This window comes from Lentzea sp. NPDC059081, assembly GCF_042738015.1.
Taxonomy (GTDB): Bacteria; Actinomycetota; Actinomycetes; order Mycobacteriales; family Pseudonocardiaceae; genus Lentzea.
The window spans coordinates 95129-115718 of record NZ_JBHYGW010000018.1; the positions used below are offsets into that span (position 1 = coordinate 95129).

Sequence of the window (20590 nt, forward strand, 5' to 3'; positions counted from 1 at the left end):
CCCGCCCACCCAACGCGACCACCAGCACACCCCCACGCCACCAGACCCCGAAGATCCGCAGGACACCCCTAGCTCCCGAGGGCGAACGCTTCGCCCCCGGACCGCCACCACCGCGCGTAGACGTCGCTCTCCTCGACCAGCCGGAGGTACCCGGCGGCGACCTGGTCGCACAGGTCGTCGATCTCCCCCGCCACCGGCGCGTCGGTCCGCCAGGCCAGCACGACCTCGCGGACCAGCGGGTTTCCCGCGACGGGCAGCCGGGCGACGCCGGGTGGCGTGCCGCCGACCGGGTAGAGCGGGCACACCGCGCCGGAGGACCTGATCAACGTCAGCGCCACGTGCGGCTCGCTGCTGAAGTGCGCGATCCGCTGCTCGAACCCGGCCACCGCGCACTCGCGCGCGAAGTGGGCGTTCATGCCGCTGTCGTCCGGCTCGGGCATGACCCACTTGTCGTCGGCGAGCGCCGCGAGCGGGATCTCGGACGCACGCGCGTACGGGTGGTCGTCCGGCACGCCGACGAACAGCGGCTCACGGGTGAGCAACTGGTGCCCGGCGTTCGGCGGAAGCGAGAGCGGAGTACCGGGAAATCGACGCATCACGGCGATGTCGAGTTCCCCCGTCGTGAGCAACGCGGTGAGTGTCGCGGTCTCCTTGATGGTGCGGCTCGTGACGTTGTCCCGCAACGCGCTCACGAGTAGTCCGAAGTGATAAGCGGGGATTCCGGCGACCCTGGTCGGCGCATCGGAGCTTTGTGCGTTACGGCGCGTTACGCGTTCCAGGGTGATGAGCTGCGTCAGCATCGAACGCGCTTCCTGGACGAAATCCGACCCTGCGGGCGTGAGCACGACGCCACCGGCCGAACGCAGGAACAGCGCCCCGCCCAGGTGGCCCTCGATGCGCTTGAGCTGCGTCGTCACCGCCGGCTGGGTGAGGTGCAGGCGGGCGGCGGCCTTGCGCAGACTGCCGCAGTCGGCGATCGCCACGACCAGTTCGAGATGCCTCACCTCTAGACGCATGCGGCCGATGTTATCGCCGAATGCAATAACCCCAACACCCTCCGAAGTATCGCGTGGCACTGGCCAGTCTCGATACGTTCGGCGACGTGATGGAATTGGCCGAACGCCCGGCGCGCACCGATGCGGTGCTGTTTTCGGACCGCGCCGTGAAAACGTTTCTGGAGGCCGCGTCCGCCGAATACTCGTTCATCACCGAGGACGAGCCGAGACCGTGTTTCGCGGTGCTGCTCGGCCGGTCCGCCGGCACCGAGGCCGTCGTCTCGGAGGTCGCGTTCGGCCGCAACGCGCGCCTGACCGACCCGTCGGCACGCGAGGAGTTCGCGTCGACGATCGTGCCGCGGTTCGGCACGGCGTACGAGAACCCGGTGCGGGCGTGGTGGCTCGACCCCGCCGACCTGCTGAGGATCACGCGGGCGGCGGACGCGCGCGGCCTCGACGTGCTCGGCTCGATCCACCTGCACCCGGACTGGCACCGGCTGGGACCGGAGTGCGAGCGCGACCGGCCGTTGAGCGACAGCCCGACGCCGATGGACGAGCACATGTTCCGCAACAGCGGGTGGCCCGTGAACGTCGTCTGCTACCTCGAACGCCGGCACGGCGGCCTCTACTACTCGCTCGCCGCGTGGGACGCCGAGTGCCTGCGCCTGCCCCTGAGGACGAACCACTCATGACCGAACCGATCTACTCCCTGTGGCAGCGCATGGAACAGGGCTGGGCGGCGGGCGACGGCCCCGCGTTCGCCGCCGTCTTCGCCGAGGACGTCGACTTCGTGACGGTGCGCGGTGAGGAGCTGTTCGGGCGGCGGGACGTCGCCCTCGGGCACTCGCGGCTCTTCTCCGGGCCCTACCGCGACACCAAGCTCACCGCGGAGATCAGCCTGATCAGGCCGTTGACCGACGACGTCTCGGTCGTGCACGTCACGTCGTCCATCGCCCCGGCGGGCATCACCACCCACGCGCAGGCCGTCGTCGTGCGGCGGGGCGGGGAGTGGGAGATCGCCGCGTTCCACAACATGATCCCGAAGGGACAGTCATGACCAGGCCCCGGTTGCGCCACATCGCGTTCGTCGTGCAGGACGCGAAGAAGATGGCGGACTTCTACACCTCGCGGTTCGGGATGGAGCTCTTCCACACCGACCCCGACGGCAGCCACTTCGTCACCGACGGGTACCTCAACCTGGCGTTGATCCAGCAGCGCCTGGACGGGGACGTGCCGGCCGGGTTCAACCACTTCGGCTTCCACGTGGAGTCGGTGGAGCCGTACCTGGAGTCGCTGGAGCCCCGTCCGGCGCTGCGCGGCGGCGACCGGCCGTTCGCGGAGTACCGGGCGATCGACCCGGAGGGCAACTGGTTCGACCTGTCGGCGCACGGGTTCCTGCCGCTGGGGCTCTGACCTGGGATTTGTTTCCCCGTGCGGAAGGCGGGAACCCTGGAGCGGGGTATTGCAAGCGGGGGCGGGAGAGGCTGTCGGGGCCTTCCCGCCCCCGTTTCGTCTCATCGGGTGCCGGTCCGGAAGATCGCGACGACCAGGCTGCCGTAGCGCTGCACAACGGCCCGCGCACCGGCTGGAGCCGATAGGCGGGCCGTTGTTTCCCCTCGGTCACCGTCGAGAGTGGCACAGAACCACGCAGGTGGGCGAGAGAAGTTCACCAACCACCAGGGTTCTCAGGGCACGAATCACCGCTGACCAGCACGTTCACTCCGCACGACCACTCGGTCGGGCTAGCCCGACCCCAGGCACAGGAACGGCCGCCGGAACGGGTCCTTCGCCATCGCCTCGGCCAGCGCCACCGCGGGGGCCGCCCCCGCCGCGAGCGCCCGGTGGTAGTCGGCCATCGCGGCGGCACTCGCCTCGTCGCCGACCTTGCTGGCCGCGGCGACCACGGTCCGCGTCCCGCCCGCGAGCATGGCGCCCGCGAAGCCGAGCGCCTCGTCACCGGGCCGGATGCGGTTGAGCGCCAGCTCGCACGCGGCGAGCACGACGTGCGCCGGCGGCGTGCGCAACCTGCCCAGCTCGTGGGCGAACAGCGGGCCGTCGGCGAGCTCGAGCCGGGAGAACAGGGCGTTCTCGGTCTCGTGCTCGCCGTGGGCGGCCACGTGGACCAGGTCGGCGCCGTCGAGGTGCGCCAGGACCTCGCTGGCGGTCGCGGCGTCCCCCGACAGGACCGTGGCGTTCTCGTGGTGGGTGGCGAGCCTGTCGACCTCGCCGTGACCGAAGAGGAGCCCCGGACCCTCCACCACCAGCACGCGGTCGGTCCTCGGCTTGCCCGCCTGGGCCGCGGCGAGCCAGGCCGTGGCCGAGGGGGCGGTGGCGACGGGCCGGCCGTGCAGGCTCGGCAGCACGCCCCACGGCACCGCGTAGAGCTCTCCGGTCGGCACCACGACCAGCTCGCGGTCGCCGATGAGGTGCGCGAGCGGCTTCACCAGCAACGCGTCGAGCCGGTCGGCCTGCTTGTGCGCCGACAGCCCGATGACCTGCACCAACGGCGCGGGCAGGTGGTCGGGTGCGAGCGCGTTGAGGTCGAAGTGGAGTTTCTGGGCGCTTTCCAGCGCCTCCGCCGCGGCGCCGAGCCGCACGAGGCTGACCCGTCCGCCCGCGACCACGACGGCGGCCATCTCCCCGCCGGACACGACGAAGCTGACCATGGCCCGCTGCCCCAGCTCCGCGATCACCTCGGCGACGCCGGCGACCGGCCGCGGCTTGCCCCACCGCTGCGAGTGCCAGCCGAGCCGGTTCGCCTCGCGCTGCGCCTTCACGAGCTTGGCGCGCAGGTCCGCGGTCGGCTGACCCGACAGACCGTGCCGCAGGATCGCCCAGCTGAGGTTGCGCACCTCGCTGATCCGCTCGGCGACCTCGTTGTTGTTCTCGACTGACTCCAGCGGCTCGTACCGGTAGGTCTGCGCCCGCGTGCGTTCGAGCCAGGCGAAGAGCCGGCGCGCGTCGGCGTCCTCCAGCACGAGCTTGATCGCGAGCTCGCTCAGCTCGCGGCCGTGCACCGCCGTGGCGGACACCAGCTCCAGGCCGCCGAGCTGGTCGCGCACGCGGCCCAGCTCGTCCAACGCCTTGCGCGCGTGCACCAGCGCGGCCCGGCGACTTCCCTTGGCCAGCGCCAGTTCCGCCAGCACCAGCCTGCGTTGCATGCGGTGGTCGAGCGGCGTGACGGCCCGCGGGCCCGGCACCCGCCTCAACAGCTCCTCGGCTTCAGCCAGTCGTCCACGCCGGACCTCCAGCCGCGCCGCGAGCAACAACGCGAGCCGCGACTCGTCCACGAGGTGGTTGGCCGCCAGCTCGTCCGACAACGTCAACGCCTTCAGCACCAGCGCGTTCGAGACACGCCTGGTGCGCATGGCATGACGGCCGTGCGCCCACAGCTCGATCAGACCGGCCATCATCCACCACGTGCTGCCGCGGCGGACGAGCTTGCGCTCCGACCGCTTCGCCATCCGGCGAGCCAGGTCGAACTGGCCGTCCAGCAACGCCGCCGACGCGCGGAACATCTCGACCTCGGCGATCTCCTGGCCGAACTTCTCCTTGCGCATCACGGGAAGCGCCTCGTCGAGGTGCTGACCGGCCTCATCGGACAGACCGATCATGAGCATGGCCTCTGCCTGGTCGAACTGCAGCCGCGCCAGGAGAGCACGTTGATCATCGGCGCGCAGAATTCGTTCTGCTTCCTCGTACCGGCGCAGCGCCACGGCGAGATCACCGCTTTGTTTGTGGACGTTTCCGAGCGCGTGCAGACCGAAGTGGTAGAGGTGGTGCAGTTCGTGCTTTCGCGCGAGGCCGATTCCGCGTTCCAGATCGGCGATCGCCCCTGCGCTCTTGCGCACCGCGGCTTGCGCGAACCCCCTGTTGACCAACGTGCGGACGAAGCCCTGGACCAGTGCTCCGTTCTCGCCGGGCGTCATCTGCTCGACCTCGTGCTCGACAGCGTCGATGAACCTGGTGAACCAGGGAACCGCGTGCTCCGGCTGGCCCATGCGCATGACCATGAGGCCGTGGTTGTGGTCCACACCGGCGTTCAAGATCGTCCTGGTGGCGGCGTCCTCAATGGTCGCGATGTCGCGACGGGCGGCGTCGAACGCCTCGACGGCCACGGCCATACCGCTCGTCTCACCCTGGCAGAGGCCCAGGGTGTAGAGGATGCGTGCGCGGGTCGCCGCACGTTCTTGGCCGGGCTCCACGCGGTCGATGTGCGTGAGCGCGCGCTTGAGCAGGCGAATGGCCGAGGGGAAGCGAAATTCCGCTTGTTCCGCCCAGCCCTTTTCGAACAACTCGCGCGCTCTCTCCATGGCACGAGCGTGCATGTGATCATCACACCACACGTGTCCACCTGGCGCTGCCCGCCAACCAGGCACTGAACCGGTCGGCGGGCAGGACACGCTGAGTTACTGGCTGGCCAGGTTGTCCGCGTGGTTCGGGCACGACGGGTCGTGTTCGACGTCGCCACCGGAGTCCACGCCGCCCTCGGAGACGAGCGTGCGCGGCCTCACCAGGAAGCCACCCGTCCCGCCGCAGCACATCGGCGTGACTTCCGGGTCTTCCTTCTTCGTCGGCGGGTCCGGCACCTCGGTCGGCGGCGCGGGCACCGGCGCCGGCTCGACGACCGGCGTGCCCTCGAGCACCGACTCCGCTTCCTGAACGACCTCGGTGCCGGCCAGGTCCAGGTTTTCGCGCTGAACAGTCATGAGGATTTCCCCCCTCGTTTGGACTATTACATTCCATCCCCCCAGATGGACGCCCAACGAGAGTGGCACACACGGCTACAGGTATACGTCTCATTTAGCTAACAGCCACTCGTCCGGCCTAAGATCACAAAGGGCCACCTGCACAAACAGGTGACCCTTTGTGATTTATCCGTCGATTGTGTATCTACGAGCAGCGAGCGAGCACGATCTCACGCACGCGGGCCGCGTCGGCCTGACCCTTGGTCGCCTTCATGACCGCGCCGACGATCGCACCGGCCGCCTGGACCTTGCCGTCGCGGATCTTCTGCGCCACGTCCGGCTGGGCCGCGAGGGCCTCGTCGACGGCCTTCTCGAGCGCCGAGTCGTCCGACACGACCTTGAGGCCGCGCTTCTCGACGACCTCGTCCGGGCCGCCTTCGCCCTCCAGGACGCCGTTGACGGCCTCGCGGGCGAGCTTGTTGGTGAGCGCGCCGGAGTTCACCAGCTCGATCACGCGGGCCACGTCGGCGGGCGTGATGGGCAGGGCCGACAGCTCGACGCCGCGGGTGTTGGCCTGCTGGGCCAGGTACGACACCCACCAGGAGCGGGCCTCGTCCGGCTTGGCGCCGGCGACGACGGTGGCCTCGATCAGGTCGAGGGCGCCGGCGTTGACGAGGTCGCGCAGGACCTCGTCCGTGAGGTTCCAGTCCTGCTGGATGCGCGCGCGGCGCTCCCAGGGCAGCTCGGGCAGGGTGCCGCGGAGCTCCTCGACCCACTCGCGCGACGGCGCGATCGGGACCAGGTCGGGCTCCGGGAAGTAGCGGTAGTCCTCCGCCGTCTCCTTCTTGCGGCCGGGGGACGTGCTGCCCGACGACTCGTCGAAGTGACGGGTCTCCTGGGTGACCTCGCCGCCCGACTCCAGCACCGCGGCCTGGCGGGTCATCTCGAAGCGCACGGCGCGTTCGACGCTGCGCAGCGAGTTGACGTTCTTGGTCTCGGTGCGGGTGCCCAGCGCGCCGGTGGTCTTCGGCGACAGGGACACGTTCGCGTCGCAGCGCAGCGAGCCCTGGTCCATGCGGACGTCGGACACGTCGAGCGCCTTGAGCAGGTCGCGCAACGCCGTCACGTACGCACGCGCGACCTCGGGAGCGCGTTCCTTGGTGCCCGGGATCATCTTCGTGACGATCTCGATCAGCGGCACGCCTGCGCGGTTGTAGTCGAGCAGCGAGTGCTCGGCGCCGTGGATGCGACCGGTGGCGCCACCGACATGCAGCGACTTGCCGGTGTCCTCCTCCATGTGCGCGCGCTCGATCTCGACGCGGATGACCTCGCCGTCGTCCAGCGTCACGTCGAGCCAGCCGTTGAAGGCGATCGGCTCGTCGTACTGCGACGTCTGGAAGTTCTTCGGCATGTCCGGGTAGAAGTAGTTCTTCCGCGCGAACCGGCACCACTCGGCGATCTCGCAGTTCAGCGCGAGGCCGATGCGGATCGCGGACTCGACGGCCTTGCCGTTCACCACCGGCAGCGAGCCGGGGAGACCCAGGCACGTCGGGCAGGTGTTGGTGTTCGGCTCGCCGCCGAAGACGTTGGCGCAGCCGCAGAACATCTTCGTGTTGGTGTGCAGCTCGACGTGCACTTCCAGGCCCAGGACGGGGTCGTACTTCTCGACGACCTCGTCGTAGTCCATCAGCTCAACCAGAGCGGTCATGCCAAGTCGTCCTTCCGCAGAGCGCGCGCGGCCAGCGCCGCACCGGTGACCGCCACCGCGATGCTCGCGATCGCGTTCGCCAGCATCAGCTTGTCGTTCTTCGCACGGGCGTTGCGGAAGCCGGAGAACGCTCCCACCGCACCCGCGACGGCGCCGGCCAGGCCGAGGAATCCCCTTGCCCTCTTGATGTTCACAGCGACGGGCCTCCAAACGCTCCACGCGCCGCCTCGTACGCCGCGGCGACCCGGTACATGCGGTGGTCCTGCAACGCCGGCGCCATGATCTGCAGACCGACCGGCAGACCGTCCTCATCGGACAGACCGCTCGGCACGCTCATGGCGGGCGTGCCCGCGAGGTTCGCGGGGATGGTGCAGAGGTCGGCCTTGTACATGGCCATCGGGTCGTTCGCGCGCTCACCGATCTTGAACGCCGTGGTCGGCGTGGTCGGCGAGATCAGCACGTCGAAGTTCTCGAACGCCTTGGCGAAGTCCTGCGTGATGAGCGTGCGGACCTTCTGCGCCGAGCCGTAGTAGGCGTCGTAGTAGCCGGACGACAGCGCGTACGTGCCGATCATGATGCGGCGCTTGACCTCGGGACCGAAGCCGGCCTCGCGGGTCAGCGACATGACCTCCTCGGTGCTGCGCGAGCCGTCGTCGCCGACGCGCAGGCCGTAGCGCATGGCGTCGAACCGGGCGAGGTTCGACGAGCACTCGCTCGGCGCGATGAGGTAGTAGGCGGGCAGCGCGTAGTCGAAGCTCGGGCACGACACGTCCGCGATCTCCGCGCCGAGCTCCTTGAGCTGCGACACGGCGGCCTGGAAGCTGCGCAGCACGCCCTGCTGGTAGCCCTCACCGCTGAACTGGGTGACGACGCCGATGCGCAGGCCGGCCAGGTCGCCGGTCAGGCCCTCGCGGGCGGCGGCGACCACGGGCGGCACGGGCGCGTCGATGGACGTGGAGTCCATGTGGTCGTAGCCCGCGATGACCTCGTGCAGCAGCGCGGCGTCGAGCACCGTGCGCGCACAGGGACCGGCCTGGTCCAGCGACGACGAGAACGCGACGAGGCCGTAGCGCGAGACGCCGCCGTAGGTGGGCTTCACGCCGACGGTGCCGGTGACGGCGCCGGGCTGGCGGATCGAGCCACCGGTGTCGGTGCCGATGGCGAGCGGGGCCTGGAACGCGGCGAGCGACGCCGACGAGCCACCGCCGGAGCCACCGGGGATGCGGTCGAGGTCCCACGGGTTGTGCGTGGGACCGTACGCCGAGTTCTCGGTCGACGAGCCCATGGCGAACTCGTCCATGTTCGTCTTGCCGAGGATGACGACGCCGGCTTCCTTGAGCTTGCGCGTCACCGTCGCGTCGTAGGGCGGCAGCCAGCCTTCGAGGATCTTGGAACCGACCGTGGTCGGCACGCCCTCGGTGGTCATGACGTCCTTGAGCGCCAACGGCACACCGGCGAGCGGGGAGACCTGCTCACCGGCCTTGACGGCCTCGTCGACCCTGCGGGCCTGCGCGAGCGCGCCCTCGGTGTCGACGTGCAGGAAGGCGTGGACCTTCGCGTCGGTCTCGGCGATGCGGTCCAGGTGGGCCTGCGTGACCTCGACGGAGGTGACCTCACCGCTGTGGATCTTCGCGGCGAGCTCGGCCGCGGTGGCGTGGATCAGGTCGTTGGTCATGCTTCCTCACCCAGGATGCGGGGCACGCGGAACCGGCCGTCCTCGGCCTCAGGAGCGCCGGAGAGCGCCTGCTGCTGACCGAGGCTCGGACGGACCACGTCCTCGCGGAAGACGTTGGTCAGCGGAACGGCGTGCGACGTCGGCGGGATGTCGGCCGTGGCGATGTCGCCAACGGACGCCACCGACTGGAGGATCACGTCGAGCTGGCCGGCGAACAGGTCGAGCTCGTCCTCGGACACAGCCAGCCTGGCGAGCTTCGCCAGGTGCGCGACCTCGTCGCGGGAGATGCTGGGCACTCCTGTCAACCCCCGTAGGGTCGGGATACGAATCGGGAACCCCGTGAGTCTATGGGCTGGTCAGACGCGCCTTCGAACGGGTTACCGCCACTACTGTTGACTGGCACGTCAACTTAACCGTTCCGCAACGCGGACAGCAGGTCATGCGTTGACGATGCGTCTGCGAGAATCACCGACCGGCAACGGCGCGAGACGCGGGGTCTCACGCACGAGCTATGGAGGCGTTCACCTTGTCGTTCCTGATCCGGGTCCAGCTCCCGGACCGTCCCGGCACCCTCGGCGCGGTCGCTTCGGCTTTGGGCGAGATCGGGGCGGACATACTCAGCGTGGACGTGGTGGAACGCGGTTCCGGCCTCGCGATCGACGACCTCGTCGTCGAGCTCCCGTCCGGCCGCCTGCCCGACACCCTGATCACGGCCGCCGAGTCGGTCGAGGGTGTCGAGGTCGACGCCGTGCGCCCCTACGCGGGCATCCTGGACACCCACCGCGAGCTGGAGCTCGTGGAGGAGATCGCCGAGGAGCCCCGCAAGGGTCTCGAGGTCTTCACCGAGGGCGTCCCGAAGATCATCCGGGCCGGCTGGGCCATCGTCGTGGGCCCCCAGGGCACCGGCATCAACCGGCTGACCGCGTCGTCCGCCGCCCCCGAGACCCGCATGGCCGACGTGCCGTGGTTCCCGCTGGAGCGCGCGACCGTGCTCGACGGCGAGGACGAGTGGGTGCCGGAGACGTGGCGCGAGCTGGGCACCGAACTGGCCGCGACGCCCCTGGGCAAGCCGGACCGCGTGCTCGTCGTGGGCCGTCCGGGCGGCCCGATGTTCCGCGCGGCCGAGGTGGCGCGCCTGGCGCACCTGGCGGGCATCGTCGCGGTCGTGCTGCCCGACTAGGGCTCTCTCTCCTGACTAGCGCGGGGCCCTGGCCCGGTGGTTGCGCCGGGCCAGCGCGACGAGCTCGGCGTTGTTCTTGGCGCGGGTCCCGTCCGGCTTCACGAGCGTGTCCTCCAGCCCCATGCGCACGTGGTGTTCGAGGCGCGCGGCGTAGGTGAGGACGGGCCACGCGTCGGCGTCCCTGCCGTGCAGCAGGACCGGCAGGCCGAGCGGTTCCACCGCGCTCAGCAGCGACTCGGCGGTCTTCGGTGTCGCCGCGACGGTGATCCTCGTGATGCCGCCCGGCAGGTCCCGCAGGTCGGCGGGGCCCGCGACGACCAGTTCCACGCCGACGTTGACCCGGTGCAGCGCCAGTGCCAGCTCGCGCCACGCCGGGTCGCCGGTGTGCACGCTCGCCACGTCGGGCCTGCCCGCCGCGAGCGGGCCCCAGCTGGCGATGAGGGTCGCGCGGGTGCCGGGGACGTTCGTCGACACGCTGATCTCGATGCCCGGCACGGCCGCCCTGACCGTGGCGATCGTGGTGGCGATCTCCGGTCCGGCCAGCGTCTCGGCGCCGATGACGTCCCTGGGGTGGAGGTGCACCGACGTGACGCCGAGCGCGGCGACGTCGGCCGCGTCCTCGGCGAGGCGTTCGGGGGACAACGGCAGGGCCGGGTGCTCCTCGGCTGTGCGGGAGCCGTTCAGACAGGCTTGCAGCACAGTTCATACGGTCCCACACAATTCTCGTGTGCGTAGTGACTCGAGGATTGGTTTTGTGGGCATCCGGACGGGCCTGGCGCGCCGGAAGCGCTGATGATTCCGGGTGCTCCCGCATCTTCTGCGGGATCGCCGGACTGACCCCAGAATCTGCCGTGATCGCCCGACTCCCTCCCGGAGGTATGAAGATCATGGCCATCACCGTGAACCTCGACATGCTGCTCGACAAGGCGTACGAGAACCTCCCCCTCACCGAGATCCTGGACGCGCCCGTCGACGCGCTGCAGGGCGTGAGCCCCGGTGACGCGGAGAAGCTCAAGGCCGCGTTCAACATCAAGACCGTGCGGGACCTGGGCACCAACAAGTACTTCCGGGCGGCCGTGACGCTGCTCGACCTGGAGGCGACCGCGCGGTAGCGCACGGCACCGGCGAGCGCGCGGCCGTGCGCTCGCCGGCCGCGCCCGGCCGGTGGAGCGGGTCCGGCGACGATCATGTTGGTCGTTCGCGCGGTCACCCGGTTGGATGACCCCCGTGTCGACGGACCTCACCACCGAACTGCTGCTGCACCGCGCTGGCACCAAGTCGTACTGGCGCGGCCTGACCTATCGCGACGCCGTGCTGTCCCTGCGGGTGCACAGCAGGCACGTGGCGGCACGGGTGCGAGGTGGTGACGACGACGCCTACGTGGTGGAGCTGTCCTGGTCCGGCACGCACCTGGTGGGGGCGTGCAGCTGCCCGCACGGGTCGGAGGGGTTCTTCTGCAAGCACTGCGTCGCCGTCGGTCTGGTGCTGCTGGACCGGGGCGAGACGGTGCCGCCGCCCGACGCCGAGGACGTGGAGCTCAAGGACGTGCTGAGAGCCTTGCCCGCGGAGGTGCTGCGGGACCTGCTGTACGAGCAGGCGGCCGGCGACCTCAAGCTGCGGGCGCGGATCGTGCAGGCGGAGCGCAAGAACTAGCGGGGCGCAAGAAAGCAGCGGGGCCGGCTCAGCACTCCGACGGCCGCTGGGTTTCCGGCAGCAGTGCGCAGTGCTTGTAGGGCCGCACCGCGACGTCGGCGAGGAGCCAGCGCTCACCGGAGCGGACGAACGTCAGCAGGTGCGGCAGGCCGTAGCCGGTGAACGGGACCGGTCCGGCCTCCTCGAAGTACAGCTCGCCGAGCTCGTGGACGTGCGCGACCACGCCCCTGCCGTTCTGGTCGACGTCGACCCTGTCGACGCGTGTCGTGACCACGGCGGACCGGTAGCGCGTCCGCGACGACGCCGTGGCGGCGGCCAGCTTCGCCTCGTGCTGCGCCAGCGTCGCCGCGAGTGCCGGGGTCACCGGCACGCCGAAGCCCGGTGTCTGCTCGCCGGTGGTGACCTTGCGCGCCCGGTTCTCCAGGTAGCGCTGCGCGAGGGCGGCGATCTCGCCACGGTCCTGCTCGGCGAGCGCGGCCGGAGTGGCCGCACCGCCCAGCAGCAGCACCGGTACCAGTGCGACCACGACCGACCTCATTCGCGAACCCCCATCCGCGCGGACCCGTCCGATCAGACGCGCGGCGGCGGACGGGGTTGCTCAGAGCGGCAGGCCGTAGGCGTAGGCCAGCAGCTGGAGACCGGGCAACGGCTGCCAGTCGCGGTCGGGCAGGCGCGTGAAGCCGAGGCGCTGGTAGAGCCGGTGCGCCGCCAGCATCTTCTCCGACGACGACAGCACCAGGCCGTCCGCGCCCTCGGCCCTGGCCCTGTCGATCACCGCGCGCACCAGGGTCTCGCCCACGCCCCTGCCGCGGGCCTCCGGTGACACCGAGAGCATGCGGAACTCCAGCTCACCCGGCCGCGAGATCTCGGCGTAGGGCGTGCCGGGGTGCACGACGGTGACGGACCCGAGCACCTCGCCCGTCTCGTCGTCCGCGGCCACGAGCACCTCGGCGTCGCGGAAGCGGGACGTGGCGTCGGCGAGGGTCCTCGCGTAGTCGTCGTGCGCGTTCACGTAGCCGTCGGCGCTGTAGGCCTGGACCGTGATCGCGCCGACGGCGGACAGGTCGGCTTCCGTGGCCGGACGGATGATCAGGTCAGTCATCTGTGCCCTCTTCCCCGATGACGGCGACCTCCCGCGCCGCGTCCGGGCCCTGCTCCAGCAGGACGCGGAAGCCCGCCTCGTCGAGGACGGGGACCTTGAGGGAGATCGCCTTGTCGTACTTGGATCCTGGTGAGTCGCCGACCACGACGAAAGCGGTTTTCTTGGAGACCGAGCCCGCCGCCTTGCCACCGCGGGCGAGGATCGACTCCTTGGCCGAGTCGCGCGAGTACTCCGTCAACGAGCCGGTGACCACGATGGACAGGCCCTCGAGGTTGCGGGTGATCGACGCGTCGCGTTCGTCCTCCATGCGCACGCCCGCCTCGCGCCAGCGCCGCACGACGCCTTGGCGCCACTCGGTTTCCCGCCACTCCACGACGGCTGCGGCGATCGTCGGGCCGACGCCCTCGGCACCGGCGAGGACCTCCTCCTCGGCGGCGACGATCGCGTCCATCGAGCCGAACTCCAGGGCCAGCGCGCGGGCGGCGGTGGGGCCGACGTGCCGGATCGACAGCGCGACCAGCACCCTCCACAGCGGACGGGACTTGGCCGACTCCAGGTTGTCCAGCAGCTTCAGCGCGTTGGCGGACAGCTCGCCCTTCATCGTCTTGAACCGCTCCACCTGCAGCAACGCCTCGGCGTCGAGGTCGAACAGGTCGGCCTCGTTGGTGTACACCGTGGACTCGGTGATCGCGGCCGCCGCCTCGTAGCCGAGCACCTCGACGTCGAGCGCGGCGCGGGAAGCCAGGTAAGCCAGGCGTTCGCGCAGCTGGCCGGGGCACGTCTCCGCGTTGGGGCAGCGGATGTCGACGTCGCCCTCCTTCATCGGCCGCAGCACGGCGTTGCACTCGGGACACCTCGTCGGCATCACGAACTCGCGCGCGTCGTCGGGCCGGGCCGCCAGCACGGGACCGAGCACCTCGGGGATCACGTCGCCGGCCTTGCGGATGACGATGCGGTCGCCGATCAGGACGCCCTTGCGCTTCACCTCCGACCCGTTGTGCAGCGTGGCCCGCGCGACCGTCGAGCCCGCCACCTTCACGGGCTCCATCACGGCGAACGGCGTGACGCGGCCCGTGCGGCCGACCTGGACCTGGATGTCCAGCAACGTCGTGGTGGCCTCCTCCGGCGGGTACTTGTACGCGATCGCCCACCGCGGGGCGCGCGACGTCGTGCCCAGGCGCCGTTGCAGCGCCACCTCGTCGACCTTGACCACGAGGCCGTCGATCTCGTGCACCGCGTCGTGCCGGTGCTCGCCCCAGTACTCGACCTTGGCGCGCACGGCAGCCGGGTCGCTCAGCACCTCGGTGTGCGGGGACGTCGGCAGGCCCCACGCCTTGAGCGCCTCGTAGGCCAGCGACTGGCGCGCCACCTCGAAGCCCTCGGTCCTGCCGATGCCGTGGCAGATCATCCGCAGCTTGCGCGAGGCGGTGACCTTGGGGTCCTTCTGCCGCAACGACCCGGCCGCCGTGTTGCGCGGGTTGGCGAACGGCGGCTTGCCCTGCTCGACCAGCGACGCGTTGAGCGCCAGGAAGTCGTCCACCGCGAAGAAGACCTCGCCGCGCACCTCGACCAGGTCGGGCACCGGGTACTCGTCGGACCCCTTCAGCACCGAGGGCACGTCCGCGATCGTGCGGACGTTCAGCGTCACGTCCTCGCCGGTGCGCCCGTCGCCGCGGGTGAGCGCCCGCGTGAGCTTGCCCTTCTCGTACAGCAGGTTGATCGCCAGGCCGTCGATCTTCAGCTCGCACAGGAAGTGCGTGCCGGAGCCGATCTCCTTCTGCACGCGCTCGAACCACGCCGTCAGCTCGTCCTGGGCGAAGACGTTGTCCAGGCTGAGCATGCGCTCCAGGTGGTCGACCGCCTTGAACTCGGTCGAGAAGGTGCCGCCGACGAGCTGCGTGGGCGACTCGGGCGTGGCGAGGCCGGGGTGCTCGGCCTCCAGCGCCTCCAGCGACTTGAGGAGCGCGTCGAACTCACCGTCGGTGACGATCGGGTCGTCCAGCACGTAGTAGCGGAACTGGTGCGAACGCACCTCTTCCGCGAGCACGGCATGCCGCTCGCGCACCTCGGCCGGGACGTCTTCAAGGCTCTCGCTGGTCACGTCGGTCAGCTTAGTGAGCAGGTCCGACAGTTTCAGTCCTGAGCCGTTCCGGCGAGCGTCCTGACCAGAGAACGCAGCTCCAGCAGGCTGATCGTGCCCTCCGGCTCGAGCTGCGCGGTCTCCACGCGCCGCAGCCGCTCCCCCGCCAGCCGCTCGCCCAGAGTGACGTCCAGGGGCAGGAACGTCATCGTCTGCCGCTGCTGGTCGCTCAGCTCGGCCAGCGCCGGGTGGTAGACCGCCACGTCGACGACGTCCCCGTCCACCTGGGCCACCACCCGGTAGTCGCCCAGCCGCATCCTGACCTCGCCGAGGTTCACGACCACCTCGGTCGGGTCCGGCACCGGCGGCACCGAGTCGTGGAACTCCCAGACCATGTCGGTCGGCGGCGCCGCCTGGATCCACGCGTCGGTGTACGGGCGCAGCCGCGGGTCCTCCTGACCGGTGACCACCAGCGCGTACATCGCCATGTGGCCCTGTTCGAGGGAGAACACGAGGTCCGGGTGCAGCCCCGCGACGAGGTCGCCGAGCTCGTCCTCGACGCGGTGCGGCTCGCCGTCGCCGAGTGCCGCGCTCACCACCGGCACCAGCTCGAACCACCGCTCCCAGAACCGCTGCGCCGCCTCGTCGGCGTTCGGCAGGTGGGCGGGGACGACGTCGTCGGCTTTGCGGCGGCGGAACCACTTCATGATTCTCAAGCGTAGAGCTTGCGCCCCTCGGCCAACATTTCGACGAACTGGGCGATGCGCCGCTGCCGCGTCTCCGGCCTTTTCGCGTCGTGGATGCGCAGCAGCACCGCGTACCGGTTCTGGCTGTTCAGCGTCTTGAAGAACTCGGCCGCTTTGGGATTCGCGTCGAGCGCCGCGACGAGGTCGTCGGGCACCTCGATCGTCGCCGGACCGGCGTAGGCCGCGTCCCACCGGCCGTCCGCCTTGGCCTTCTCGATCTCCTTCAAGCCCGCCGGCAGCATCCTGCCGGCCGCGATCAGTTCCTCGACCTTGCCGCAGTTGCGCTTGGACCACTTGCTGCGCGCCTTGCGGGGCGTCCAGCGCTGCGAGTAGTAGGTCTCGTCCACGGACCGCACCAGCCCGTCGATCCACCCGTGGCACAGGGCGACGTCCAGCGCCTCGTCGTAGGTGATCGTTTTCAGCCCCGAGCCCTTCTTGGCGTACTTGAGCCACAGCTCGGTCTCGTTCGCGCCGTTCTCGTGCAGCCACGCGTCGAACTCCGCGGGCCCCTCGAAGACGATCAACGCACCCTCCTCAGGCAGAGCGTCATCTCCTCATAGGGAACACCGAACTCGGCGGCTTCGGGGCAACTTTCTCGTGCGACGTCCACGACCTGCACGTTCACCCTCGGCGCCGCACAGTCGAACTTGGACACGACCGACCGCTGCAGGTCCTCGGTGTCGAGCTCGAAGCAGTCACCCCTGCCGGCGTTGGGCATCAGGCACAACGCCGCGTCGTGCCTGGTGTCCCGCAACACCTTGTAGTCGCCGCGCGGGCACTCGCCGTTGGTGGCGTCCAGCACGGCCCCGACCTTCAACGCGGCCCTGTCGCAGCCGACGACGGTGAGCCCCTGGTCGTTCTCGCCGGGGCCGCTGAACTTCACGCAGCTGCCCTTCTCGGCGGTGGAGTAGTCGGTCAGGAACATCGACGCGGGACTGACGGGTTCCTCGTCTTCTTTGAGAGCCCACCACGATGCGAGGTAGGCCACCACGGCAAGTACGCAGACCATCACGGTCCGTCTCACGACCACGCGCGGATTATGGCTTCGGAAACTGGGTGGCGCGCGGCGACGGCTTTGGCCCACAGTGCGCGTCATGCTGATCCGGCGGGAGACGCCCGCAGACATCGACGCCATCCGCGACGTCACCAACCTCGCGTTCAAGAACGGGCCCGAGGCTCCGCTGGTCGACTGGCTGCGTGCCGACGAGGGATGGATTCCGGAGCTTTCTCTTGTGGCCGAGGGGGTTCTCGGACACGTCGTGTGCACGCGCGGCTATATCGACGACGTACCGGTGTTGGGGCTCGGGCCGATCAGCGTGCACCCGGACCACCAGCGGGCGGGCATCGGCAAGGCCCTGGTGCACGCCGTTCTCGGGGCGGCGGAGGCACGGGACGAGCGCGCGGTCATCCTCCTGGGTGATCCCCGGTACTACGCGCGGTTCGGGTTCCGGCTCGCGGAGGAGTTCGGGATCACGCCGCCGGTTCCCGAGTGGGCGCCGCACTTCCAGGCACGGCTGTTCGCACCGGTCGCCGCGGGGGCGTTCCGGTACGCACAGCCGTTCACCCGGCTCTGAGAACGGCTCAGGAGCTCGCGACCAACGAGAAGCCGAGCACACCCGTCGCCGTGAAGTCGATGGCCGGTTCGGAGCTCGGCCACGAACGCAGGTCGTCGGCGAACACGGACTTCGCGGAGTCGAACTCGAGCGTGTAGGGCTTGGTGCAGTCGACGGAGCCCGCCGGCATCTCGCCGAGGTCGCCGAACAGCGACGCGTCGTTCGGGCCGTTGATCACCGCGCCGACCAGCACCTTCGAGCCGCCGGAGGAGGAACCGGACAGGTTCGCCGCCTGGTGGTGCGGGCACTCGGGGAACTTCGCGCCGACGCCGACGATCAGCGACGTGCCCCAGGCGTTCGTGCCGAGGGCGAAGCCGCGCTGCTGGGTGCCGAAGGTCGCGTACTGCTTCGAGCCGGTCAGCTTCTGGTGCAGCGCCGCGGTGGTGATGTAGCCGAACGTGCGCGAACCGACGTCCCAGGTCCCGACGTCGGCGGCGGTGCGGAACGGTGACGTGCGGGCGGCGTCAGCACCCTTGCGCAGCTGCCGTTCGATGTCGCCGACGACCTGCTTCTCGGTCACCTCGGCGCCCGGCACGCCCTTCTTCAGCAACGGCGCGAGGTCCGCGTGCCCGAGAGCGGAGATGTTGTAGACGTTCAACGTGTCCGGGTCGCCCGTGGCCAGGAACTCGTGCGCCCAGTGCGCGGCCGCACGTGCGAAGGACGCGTAACGCTTGTCGTTCAACGACTTGGCGGCCAGCGCGAGCTGCGTTGCGCCGAACTCCATGTCGTCGGTCCACGACTCCTCGGGGTAGTAGGCGTGCGGGAACGCCGTCACGAGCTCGCCGACGTCCGACGTCTTGGCCAGGGCGAACAGCGACGCCGCCTTCTCCAGGTACGAACGGGCGAGCCGCGGGTCGCGCGTGGCCTCGATCTGCGCGGCCAGCGCGAACGAGCCCGCGACGCGGCCGACCAGGTTCGGGCTGATCTTCTCGCCGGCCTGGTTGGCGCGGAAGACGGGCCGGTGCTTGATGTAGTACTCGCTGTCGCCGGGCTTCACGTCGAGCCTGTCGTCGGCCTCCGGCAGGCGCCACACGTCGTGGTCGCCGACGAAGCCGAACTCCTCGGAGCCCGTGCCGATGCCGACCTGCGCGTACAGCACGCCGGTCTTCTCGTCCCACGCCTTGTCGAGCCACCGGAGACCGAACTTCGCCTCCTCGTACAGCGCGGCGTCGTGCCTGTTGCGCAACGCCAGCAGCATCGACGCCGTCGAGTACGACGACGCGTGCGTGAACTTCACGAAGTCACCGGCGTCGAACCAGCCGCCTTCGAGGTCGACGCGCGTGCCGGTCGGCTGCAACGGCGCCGCGATCTCGTCGCCGCCCTCGCCGGCGAACACCGGTGCCTCGTAGACCATCGCGGACCGGTCGGTGAGGTGCGCGGGCTTGCGGTTCAGCCTGCCGGGGATCACGTGGGCCCCGTCGCGCTGCGCCTGGAAGAACTCGACCGTGCTCGACGCGACCGGCGAGAACAGCTTCCGCAGCGAGTCGACCTCGAACGTCGGAGACACGGCCGATCCGACCTTGATCCGGTACGTCCCGGAGGCCTTCAACGACGAGAAGTCGATCGGGTGCACCGCGGGGAACTTCTCGCTCCACGACCCCGTCGACGCGCCGGTCCTGCCGGTCAGCACGGTCCGGCCGCGGCTGTCGACGACCGTGAACCTGGCGTTCGCGGCACCGCCGAGCACGTACGCGTGCTTCGCCTCGGAGGTGCCGAACCCGATCTGGTCCAACCTGATGTGCGCGGCCGGGGCGGCCTGGGCAGGCGCCGCGACCACGCCGGTGAGCACTGCGGCGACGAGAGCCGCACGTCTGATGCGCATGAGGGGAACTCCCGGTCCAGGCCTCGACCACAGGCCTTCGGTTAAGAAAGTTTCCTAATAGTGCGCAGCAGACTAGCCTCACGAACCGGACATCACCAGCCCTCGGGAGGCTCCGCGAACGCGGACGACAGGTCGCGGGTCAGCGAGAGCGCCCGCTTGACCCACGAGGACGTCGCGCCCGCCAGCCCGCACGTCGGCGTGGGCAGCGCCCTCTCGGCGAGGATCGAGCGCGGGAAGCCCAGCCGGTCGGCCAGGGTGAACGCCCGCTGGCCGACGTCCTTCAACGTCACGGGCGCGCCGGGGTCGAGGCTCGGCACCAGGCCCAGCGCCAGCGTCGTGCCCGCCTCCCAGGTCTCGCCGATCTCGTCGAGCGCCTCCGCCCCCTTGATCAGCGTCGCGTCGAACGAGATGGCGGTCGCGCCGGCCTCGCGCAGCAGCGTCAACGGCGGGTGCGGCGCGCAGCAGTGGACGACGACCTCGTGGTCGCCGAGCGCCTCGATCACGGTGGCCAGCACGGCACGGGCGTCCGGTCCGGGCACCGCGGGCACGGTCCCGAGCTTCGACGGCGTCGGCAGCAGGCCCTGCAGCACGGCGGGCAGCCCCGGTTCGTCGAGCTGCACGACGACCTTGGCCCTCGTGCGCTTGGCGACCTCTGCGGCGTGCTGACGCAGGCCCTCGGCCAACGACTCGGAGAACTCCTTCACGGCGCCGTAGTCCGTGAGCACCCGATGACCGCGCATCAGCTCGATGTTCGACATCAACGTCCACGGCCCGACTGCCTGCACCTTCACGACCGACGGCTGCGCACCAGCGCGTTCCAACGCCTCGTCGAACGCGTCCAGGTCGCCGCGCAGCAGGTCGACGGCACGCCGGTGGTCGCGGCCGGGACGCGGCGTCACGCGGTAGCCGGAGGTGATGACCTCGATCGCGAGGTCGACGAGCAGGCCGGCGGTGCGGCCGACCATGTCCGCGCCGACTCCCCGCCCCGGCAGCTCGGGCACGTGCGGCAGCTCGGGCAGCTCACCGACGACGATCCGCGCCGCCTCGTCGATGTCGGTTCCGGGCAGCGATCCGATTCCAGTGGCTCCACGCACCGCCGAATTGTTCCACTGTCCGGCAGACAGAAGAGGTCTAGACCCATTGACGCTATGGTCTAGGCCACTTACCGTGACTGAGCAGGTGCTGACAGTCGAGGCACCCGACAGACGTGGGGGGGGGGGGGGGAGGGGGCCCCCCTCCCCCCCCCCCCCCCCCCCCCCCCCCCCCAGAAAAAACCCCCCCCCGCCCCCTTCTTCTTCTCCCCCCCCCACGCCGCCACCCCACCCCCC

At 70.2% G+C, this 20590-nt stretch carries 23 protein-coding genes; 7 read left to right on the forward strand and 16 right to left on the reverse strand.

Annotated features, from left to right (window positions below; all coding sequences use genetic code 11):
- Positions 1 to 68: 68 nt before the first annotated feature.
- Positions 69 to 1016, reverse strand: a complete 948-nt coding sequence (locus ACFWV3_RS31635) for a LysR family transcriptional regulator (RefSeq protein WP_382416601.1) — start codon at positions 1014 to 1016, stop codon at positions 69 to 71.
- Positions 1017 to 1162: 146 nt separating this feature from the next.
- Here ACFWV3_RS31635 and ACFWV3_RS31640 point away from each other — a divergent pair, with 146 nt between their 5' ends.
- From ACFWV3_RS31640 to ACFWV3_RS31650, 3 genes are read left to right on the forward strand one after another with little or no spacing between them, the layout of a single operon-like run.
- Positions 1163 to 1687, forward strand: coding sequence for a hypothetical protein (locus ACFWV3_RS31640; protein ID WP_382416603.1), 525 nt, complete (start codon positions 1163 to 1165; stop codon positions 1685 to 1687).
- Complete coding sequence (locus ACFWV3_RS31645; RefSeq protein ID WP_382416605.1) at positions 1684 to 2052, forward strand: SgcJ/EcaC family oxidoreductase; 369 nt, start codon at positions 1684 to 1686, stop codon at positions 2050 to 2052. The genes ACFWV3_RS31640 and ACFWV3_RS31645 overlap by 4 nt, the downstream gene beginning before the upstream one ends.
- Positions 2049 to 2408, forward strand: coding sequence for a VOC family protein (locus ACFWV3_RS31650; protein ID WP_382416607.1), 360 nt, complete (start codon positions 2049 to 2051; stop codon positions 2406 to 2408). The genes ACFWV3_RS31645 and ACFWV3_RS31650 overlap by 4 nt, the downstream gene beginning before the upstream one ends.
- Positions 2409 to 2737: 329 nt before the next feature.
- On the opposite strand, the gene ACFWV3_RS31655 is transcribed toward ACFWV3_RS31650, so the two are convergent.
- The 6 genes from ACFWV3_RS31655 to gatC form a co-directional block, all read right to left on the reverse strand.
- The gene (locus ACFWV3_RS31655; RefSeq protein WP_382416609.1) at positions 2738 to 5308 is read right to left on the reverse strand and encodes a CHAT domain-containing protein; all 2571 of its coding nucleotides are present in this window, start codon (positions 5306 to 5308) and stop codon (positions 2738 to 2740) included.
- A 96-nt stretch (positions 5309 to 5404) separates the two neighbouring features.
- Positions 5405 to 5704: a hypothetical protein gene (locus tag ACFWV3_RS31660; protein WP_382416611.1), complete on the reverse strand. Its 300-nt coding sequence runs from the start codon at positions 5702 to 5704 to the stop codon at positions 5405 to 5407.
- Between the two features lie 184 nt (positions 5705 to 5888).
- Positions 5889 to 7391 (reverse strand): Asp-tRNA(Asn)/Glu-tRNA(Gln) amidotransferase subunit GatB, encoded by a 1503-nt coding sequence (gene gatB, locus ACFWV3_RS31665; protein ID WP_382416613.1) that lies wholly within the window; start codon positions 7389 to 7391, stop codon positions 5889 to 5891.
- Positions 7388 to 7585: a hypothetical protein gene (locus tag ACFWV3_RS31670; RefSeq protein WP_330854915.1), complete on the reverse strand. Its 198-nt coding sequence runs from the start codon at positions 7583 to 7585 to the stop codon at positions 7388 to 7390. The genes gatB and ACFWV3_RS31670 overlap by 4 nt, the downstream gene beginning before the upstream one ends.
- Entirely contained in the window at positions 7582 to 9066 is a 1485-nt protein-coding gene (gatA, locus tag ACFWV3_RS31675) for an Asp-tRNA(Asn)/Glu-tRNA(Gln) amidotransferase subunit GatA (protein WP_382416616.1), read from the reverse strand. The genes ACFWV3_RS31670 and gatA overlap by 4 nt, the downstream gene beginning before the upstream one ends.
- A complete protein-coding gene (gatC, locus tag ACFWV3_RS31680) occupies positions 9063 to 9362 on the reverse strand; it encodes an Asp-tRNA(Asn)/Glu-tRNA(Gln) amidotransferase subunit GatC (RefSeq protein ID WP_189154510.1) in 300 nt (99 codons plus the stop codon). Before gatC ends, gatA begins: the two co-directional genes overlap by 4 nt.
- A 230-nt stretch (positions 9363 to 9592) precedes the next feature.
- Here gatC and ACFWV3_RS31685 point away from each other — a divergent pair, with 230 nt between their 5' ends.
- Positions 9593 to 10246 carry an ACT domain-containing protein gene (locus tag ACFWV3_RS31685; protein WP_382416750.1) on the forward strand — a complete coding sequence of 218 codons (654 nt, stop codon included), beginning with the start codon at positions 9593 to 9595 and terminating at the stop codon, positions 10244 to 10246.
- Positions 10247 to 10261: 15 nt separating this feature from the next.
- Here the strand turns inward: ACFWV3_RS31685 and ACFWV3_RS31690 are convergent, their stop codons facing one another.
- Positions 10262 to 10945 (reverse strand): 3-keto-5-aminohexanoate cleavage protein, encoded by a 684-nt coding sequence (locus ACFWV3_RS31690; RefSeq protein WP_382416618.1) that lies wholly within the window; start codon positions 10943 to 10945, stop codon positions 10262 to 10264.
- A 188-nt stretch (positions 10946 to 11133) separates the two neighbouring features.
- Between ACFWV3_RS31690 and ACFWV3_RS31695 the strand changes: the two genes are divergently transcribed.
- Together ACFWV3_RS31695 and ACFWV3_RS31700 are read left to right on the forward strand one after the other, a co-directional pair.
- The gene (locus ACFWV3_RS31695; protein ID WP_093593770.1) at positions 11134 to 11358 is read left to right on the forward strand and encodes a hypothetical protein; all 225 of its coding nucleotides are present in this window, start codon (positions 11134 to 11136) and stop codon (positions 11356 to 11358) included.
- A gap of 115 nt (positions 11359 to 11473) precedes the next feature.
- Entirely contained in the window at positions 11474 to 11899 is a 426-nt protein-coding gene (locus tag ACFWV3_RS31700; protein WP_382416620.1) for an SWIM zinc finger domain-containing protein, read from the forward strand.
- Between the two features lie 28 nt (positions 11900 to 11927).
- On the opposite strand, the gene ACFWV3_RS31705 is transcribed toward ACFWV3_RS31700, so the two are convergent.
- The 6 genes from ACFWV3_RS31705 to ACFWV3_RS31730 are packed head-to-tail and all read right to left on the reverse strand — an operon-like array spanning position 11928 to position 16857.
- Entirely contained in the window at positions 11928 to 12437 is a 510-nt protein-coding gene (locus ACFWV3_RS31705; protein WP_382416622.1) for a hypothetical protein, read from the reverse strand.
- A gap of 60 nt (positions 12438 to 12497) precedes the next feature.
- Positions 12498 to 13001 carry a GNAT family N-acetyltransferase gene (locus ACFWV3_RS31710; protein ID WP_382416624.1) on the reverse strand — a complete coding sequence of 168 codons (504 nt, stop codon included), beginning with the start codon at positions 12999 to 13001 and terminating at the stop codon, positions 12498 to 12500.
- The gene (gene ligA, locus ACFWV3_RS31715; RefSeq protein ID WP_382416626.1) at positions 12994 to 15102 is read right to left on the reverse strand and encodes an NAD-dependent DNA ligase LigA; all 2109 of its coding nucleotides are present in this window, start codon (positions 15100 to 15102) and stop codon (positions 12994 to 12996) included. Before ligA ends, ACFWV3_RS31710 begins: the two co-directional genes overlap by 8 nt.
- Positions 15103 to 15134: 32 nt before the next feature.
- The gene (locus ACFWV3_RS31720) at positions 15135 to 15788 is read right to left on the reverse strand and encodes a hypothetical protein (protein WP_382416628.1); all 654 of its coding nucleotides are present in this window, start codon (positions 15786 to 15788) and stop codon (positions 15135 to 15137) included.
- A 5-nt stretch (positions 15789 to 15793) separates the two neighbouring features.
- Entirely contained in the window at positions 15794 to 16351 is a 558-nt protein-coding gene (locus tag ACFWV3_RS31725) for a YdeI family protein (protein WP_382416630.1), read from the reverse strand.
- The gene (locus ACFWV3_RS31730) at positions 16348 to 16857 is read right to left on the reverse strand and encodes a hypothetical protein (protein WP_382416632.1); all 510 of its coding nucleotides are present in this window, start codon (positions 16855 to 16857) and stop codon (positions 16348 to 16350) included. Before ACFWV3_RS31730 ends, ACFWV3_RS31725 begins: the two co-directional genes overlap by 4 nt.
- A gap of 64 nt (positions 16858 to 16921) precedes the next feature.
- Here ACFWV3_RS31730 and ACFWV3_RS31735 point away from each other — a divergent pair, with 64 nt between their 5' ends.
- Positions 16922 to 17401: a GNAT family N-acetyltransferase gene (locus ACFWV3_RS31735; protein ID WP_382416633.1), complete on the forward strand. Its 480-nt coding sequence runs from the start codon at positions 16922 to 16924 to the stop codon at positions 17399 to 17401.
- Positions 17402 to 17408: 7 nt separating this feature from the next.
- Here ACFWV3_RS31735 and ACFWV3_RS31740 read toward each other — a convergent pair whose 3' ends face one another.
- A complete protein-coding gene (locus ACFWV3_RS31740) occupies positions 17409 to 19262 on the reverse strand; it encodes a glycoside hydrolase family 9 protein (RefSeq protein ID WP_382416635.1) in 1854 nt (617 codons plus the stop codon).
- A 92-nt stretch (positions 19263 to 19354) separates the two neighbouring features.
- Positions 19355 to 20356, reverse strand: coding sequence for a methionine synthase (locus tag ACFWV3_RS31745; RefSeq protein WP_382416637.1), 1002 nt, complete (start codon positions 20354 to 20356; stop codon positions 19355 to 19357).
- Between the last annotated feature and the right edge of the window lie 234 nt (positions 20357 to 20590).

Excerpts from the sequence above, each read along its gene's own strand:
- ACFWV3_RS31635 (WP_382416601.1), bottom strand. The coding sequence starts at position 1,016 with ATGCGTCTAGAGGTGAGGCATCTCGAACTGGTCGTGGCGATCGCCGAC.
- ACFWV3_RS31645 (WP_382416605.1), top strand. The coding sequence starts at position 1,684 with ATGACCGAACCGATCTACTCCCTGTGGCAGCGCATGGAACAGGGCTGG.
- ACFWV3_RS31650 (WP_382416607.1), top strand. The coding sequence starts at position 2,049 with ATGACCAGGCCCCGGTTGCGCCACATCGCGTTCGTCGTGCAGGACGCG.
- ACFWV3_RS31655 (WP_382416609.1), bottom strand. The coding sequence starts at position 5,308 with ATGGAGAGAGCGCGCGAGTTGTTCGAAAAGGGCTGGGCGGAACAAGCG.
- ACFWV3_RS31660 (WP_382416611.1), bottom strand. The coding sequence starts at position 5,704 with ATGACTGTTCAGCGCGAAAACCTGGACCTGGCCGGCACCGAGGTCGTT.
- gatB (WP_382416613.1), bottom strand. The coding sequence starts at position 7,391 with ATGACCGCTCTGGTTGAGCTGATGGACTACGACGAGGTCGTCGAGAAG.
- gatA (WP_382416616.1), bottom strand. The coding sequence starts at position 9,066 with ATGACCAACGACCTGATCCACGCCACCGCGGCCGAGCTCGCCGCGAAG.
- ACFWV3_RS31695 (WP_093593770.1), top strand. The coding sequence starts at position 11,134 with ATGGCCATCACCGTGAACCTCGACATGCTGCTCGACAAGGCGTACGAG.
- ACFWV3_RS31705 (WP_382416622.1), bottom strand. The coding sequence starts at position 12,437 with ATGAGGTCGGTCGTGGTCGCACTGGTACCGGTGCTGCTGCTGGGCGGT.
- ACFWV3_RS31710 (WP_382416624.1), bottom strand. The coding sequence starts at position 13,001 with ATGACTGACCTGATCATCCGTCCGGCCACGGAAGCCGACCTGTCCGCC.
- ACFWV3_RS31720 (WP_382416628.1), bottom strand. The coding sequence starts at position 15,788 with ATGAAGTGGTTCCGCCGCCGCAAAGCCGACGACGTCGTCCCCGCCCAC.
- ACFWV3_RS31735 (WP_382416633.1), top strand. The coding sequence starts at position 16,922 with ATGCTGATCCGGCGGGAGACGCCCGCAGACATCGACGCCATCCGCGAC.
- ACFWV3_RS31740 (WP_382416635.1), bottom strand. The coding sequence starts at position 19,262 with ATGCGCATCAGACGTGCGGCTCTCGTCGCCGCAGTGCTCACCGGCGTG.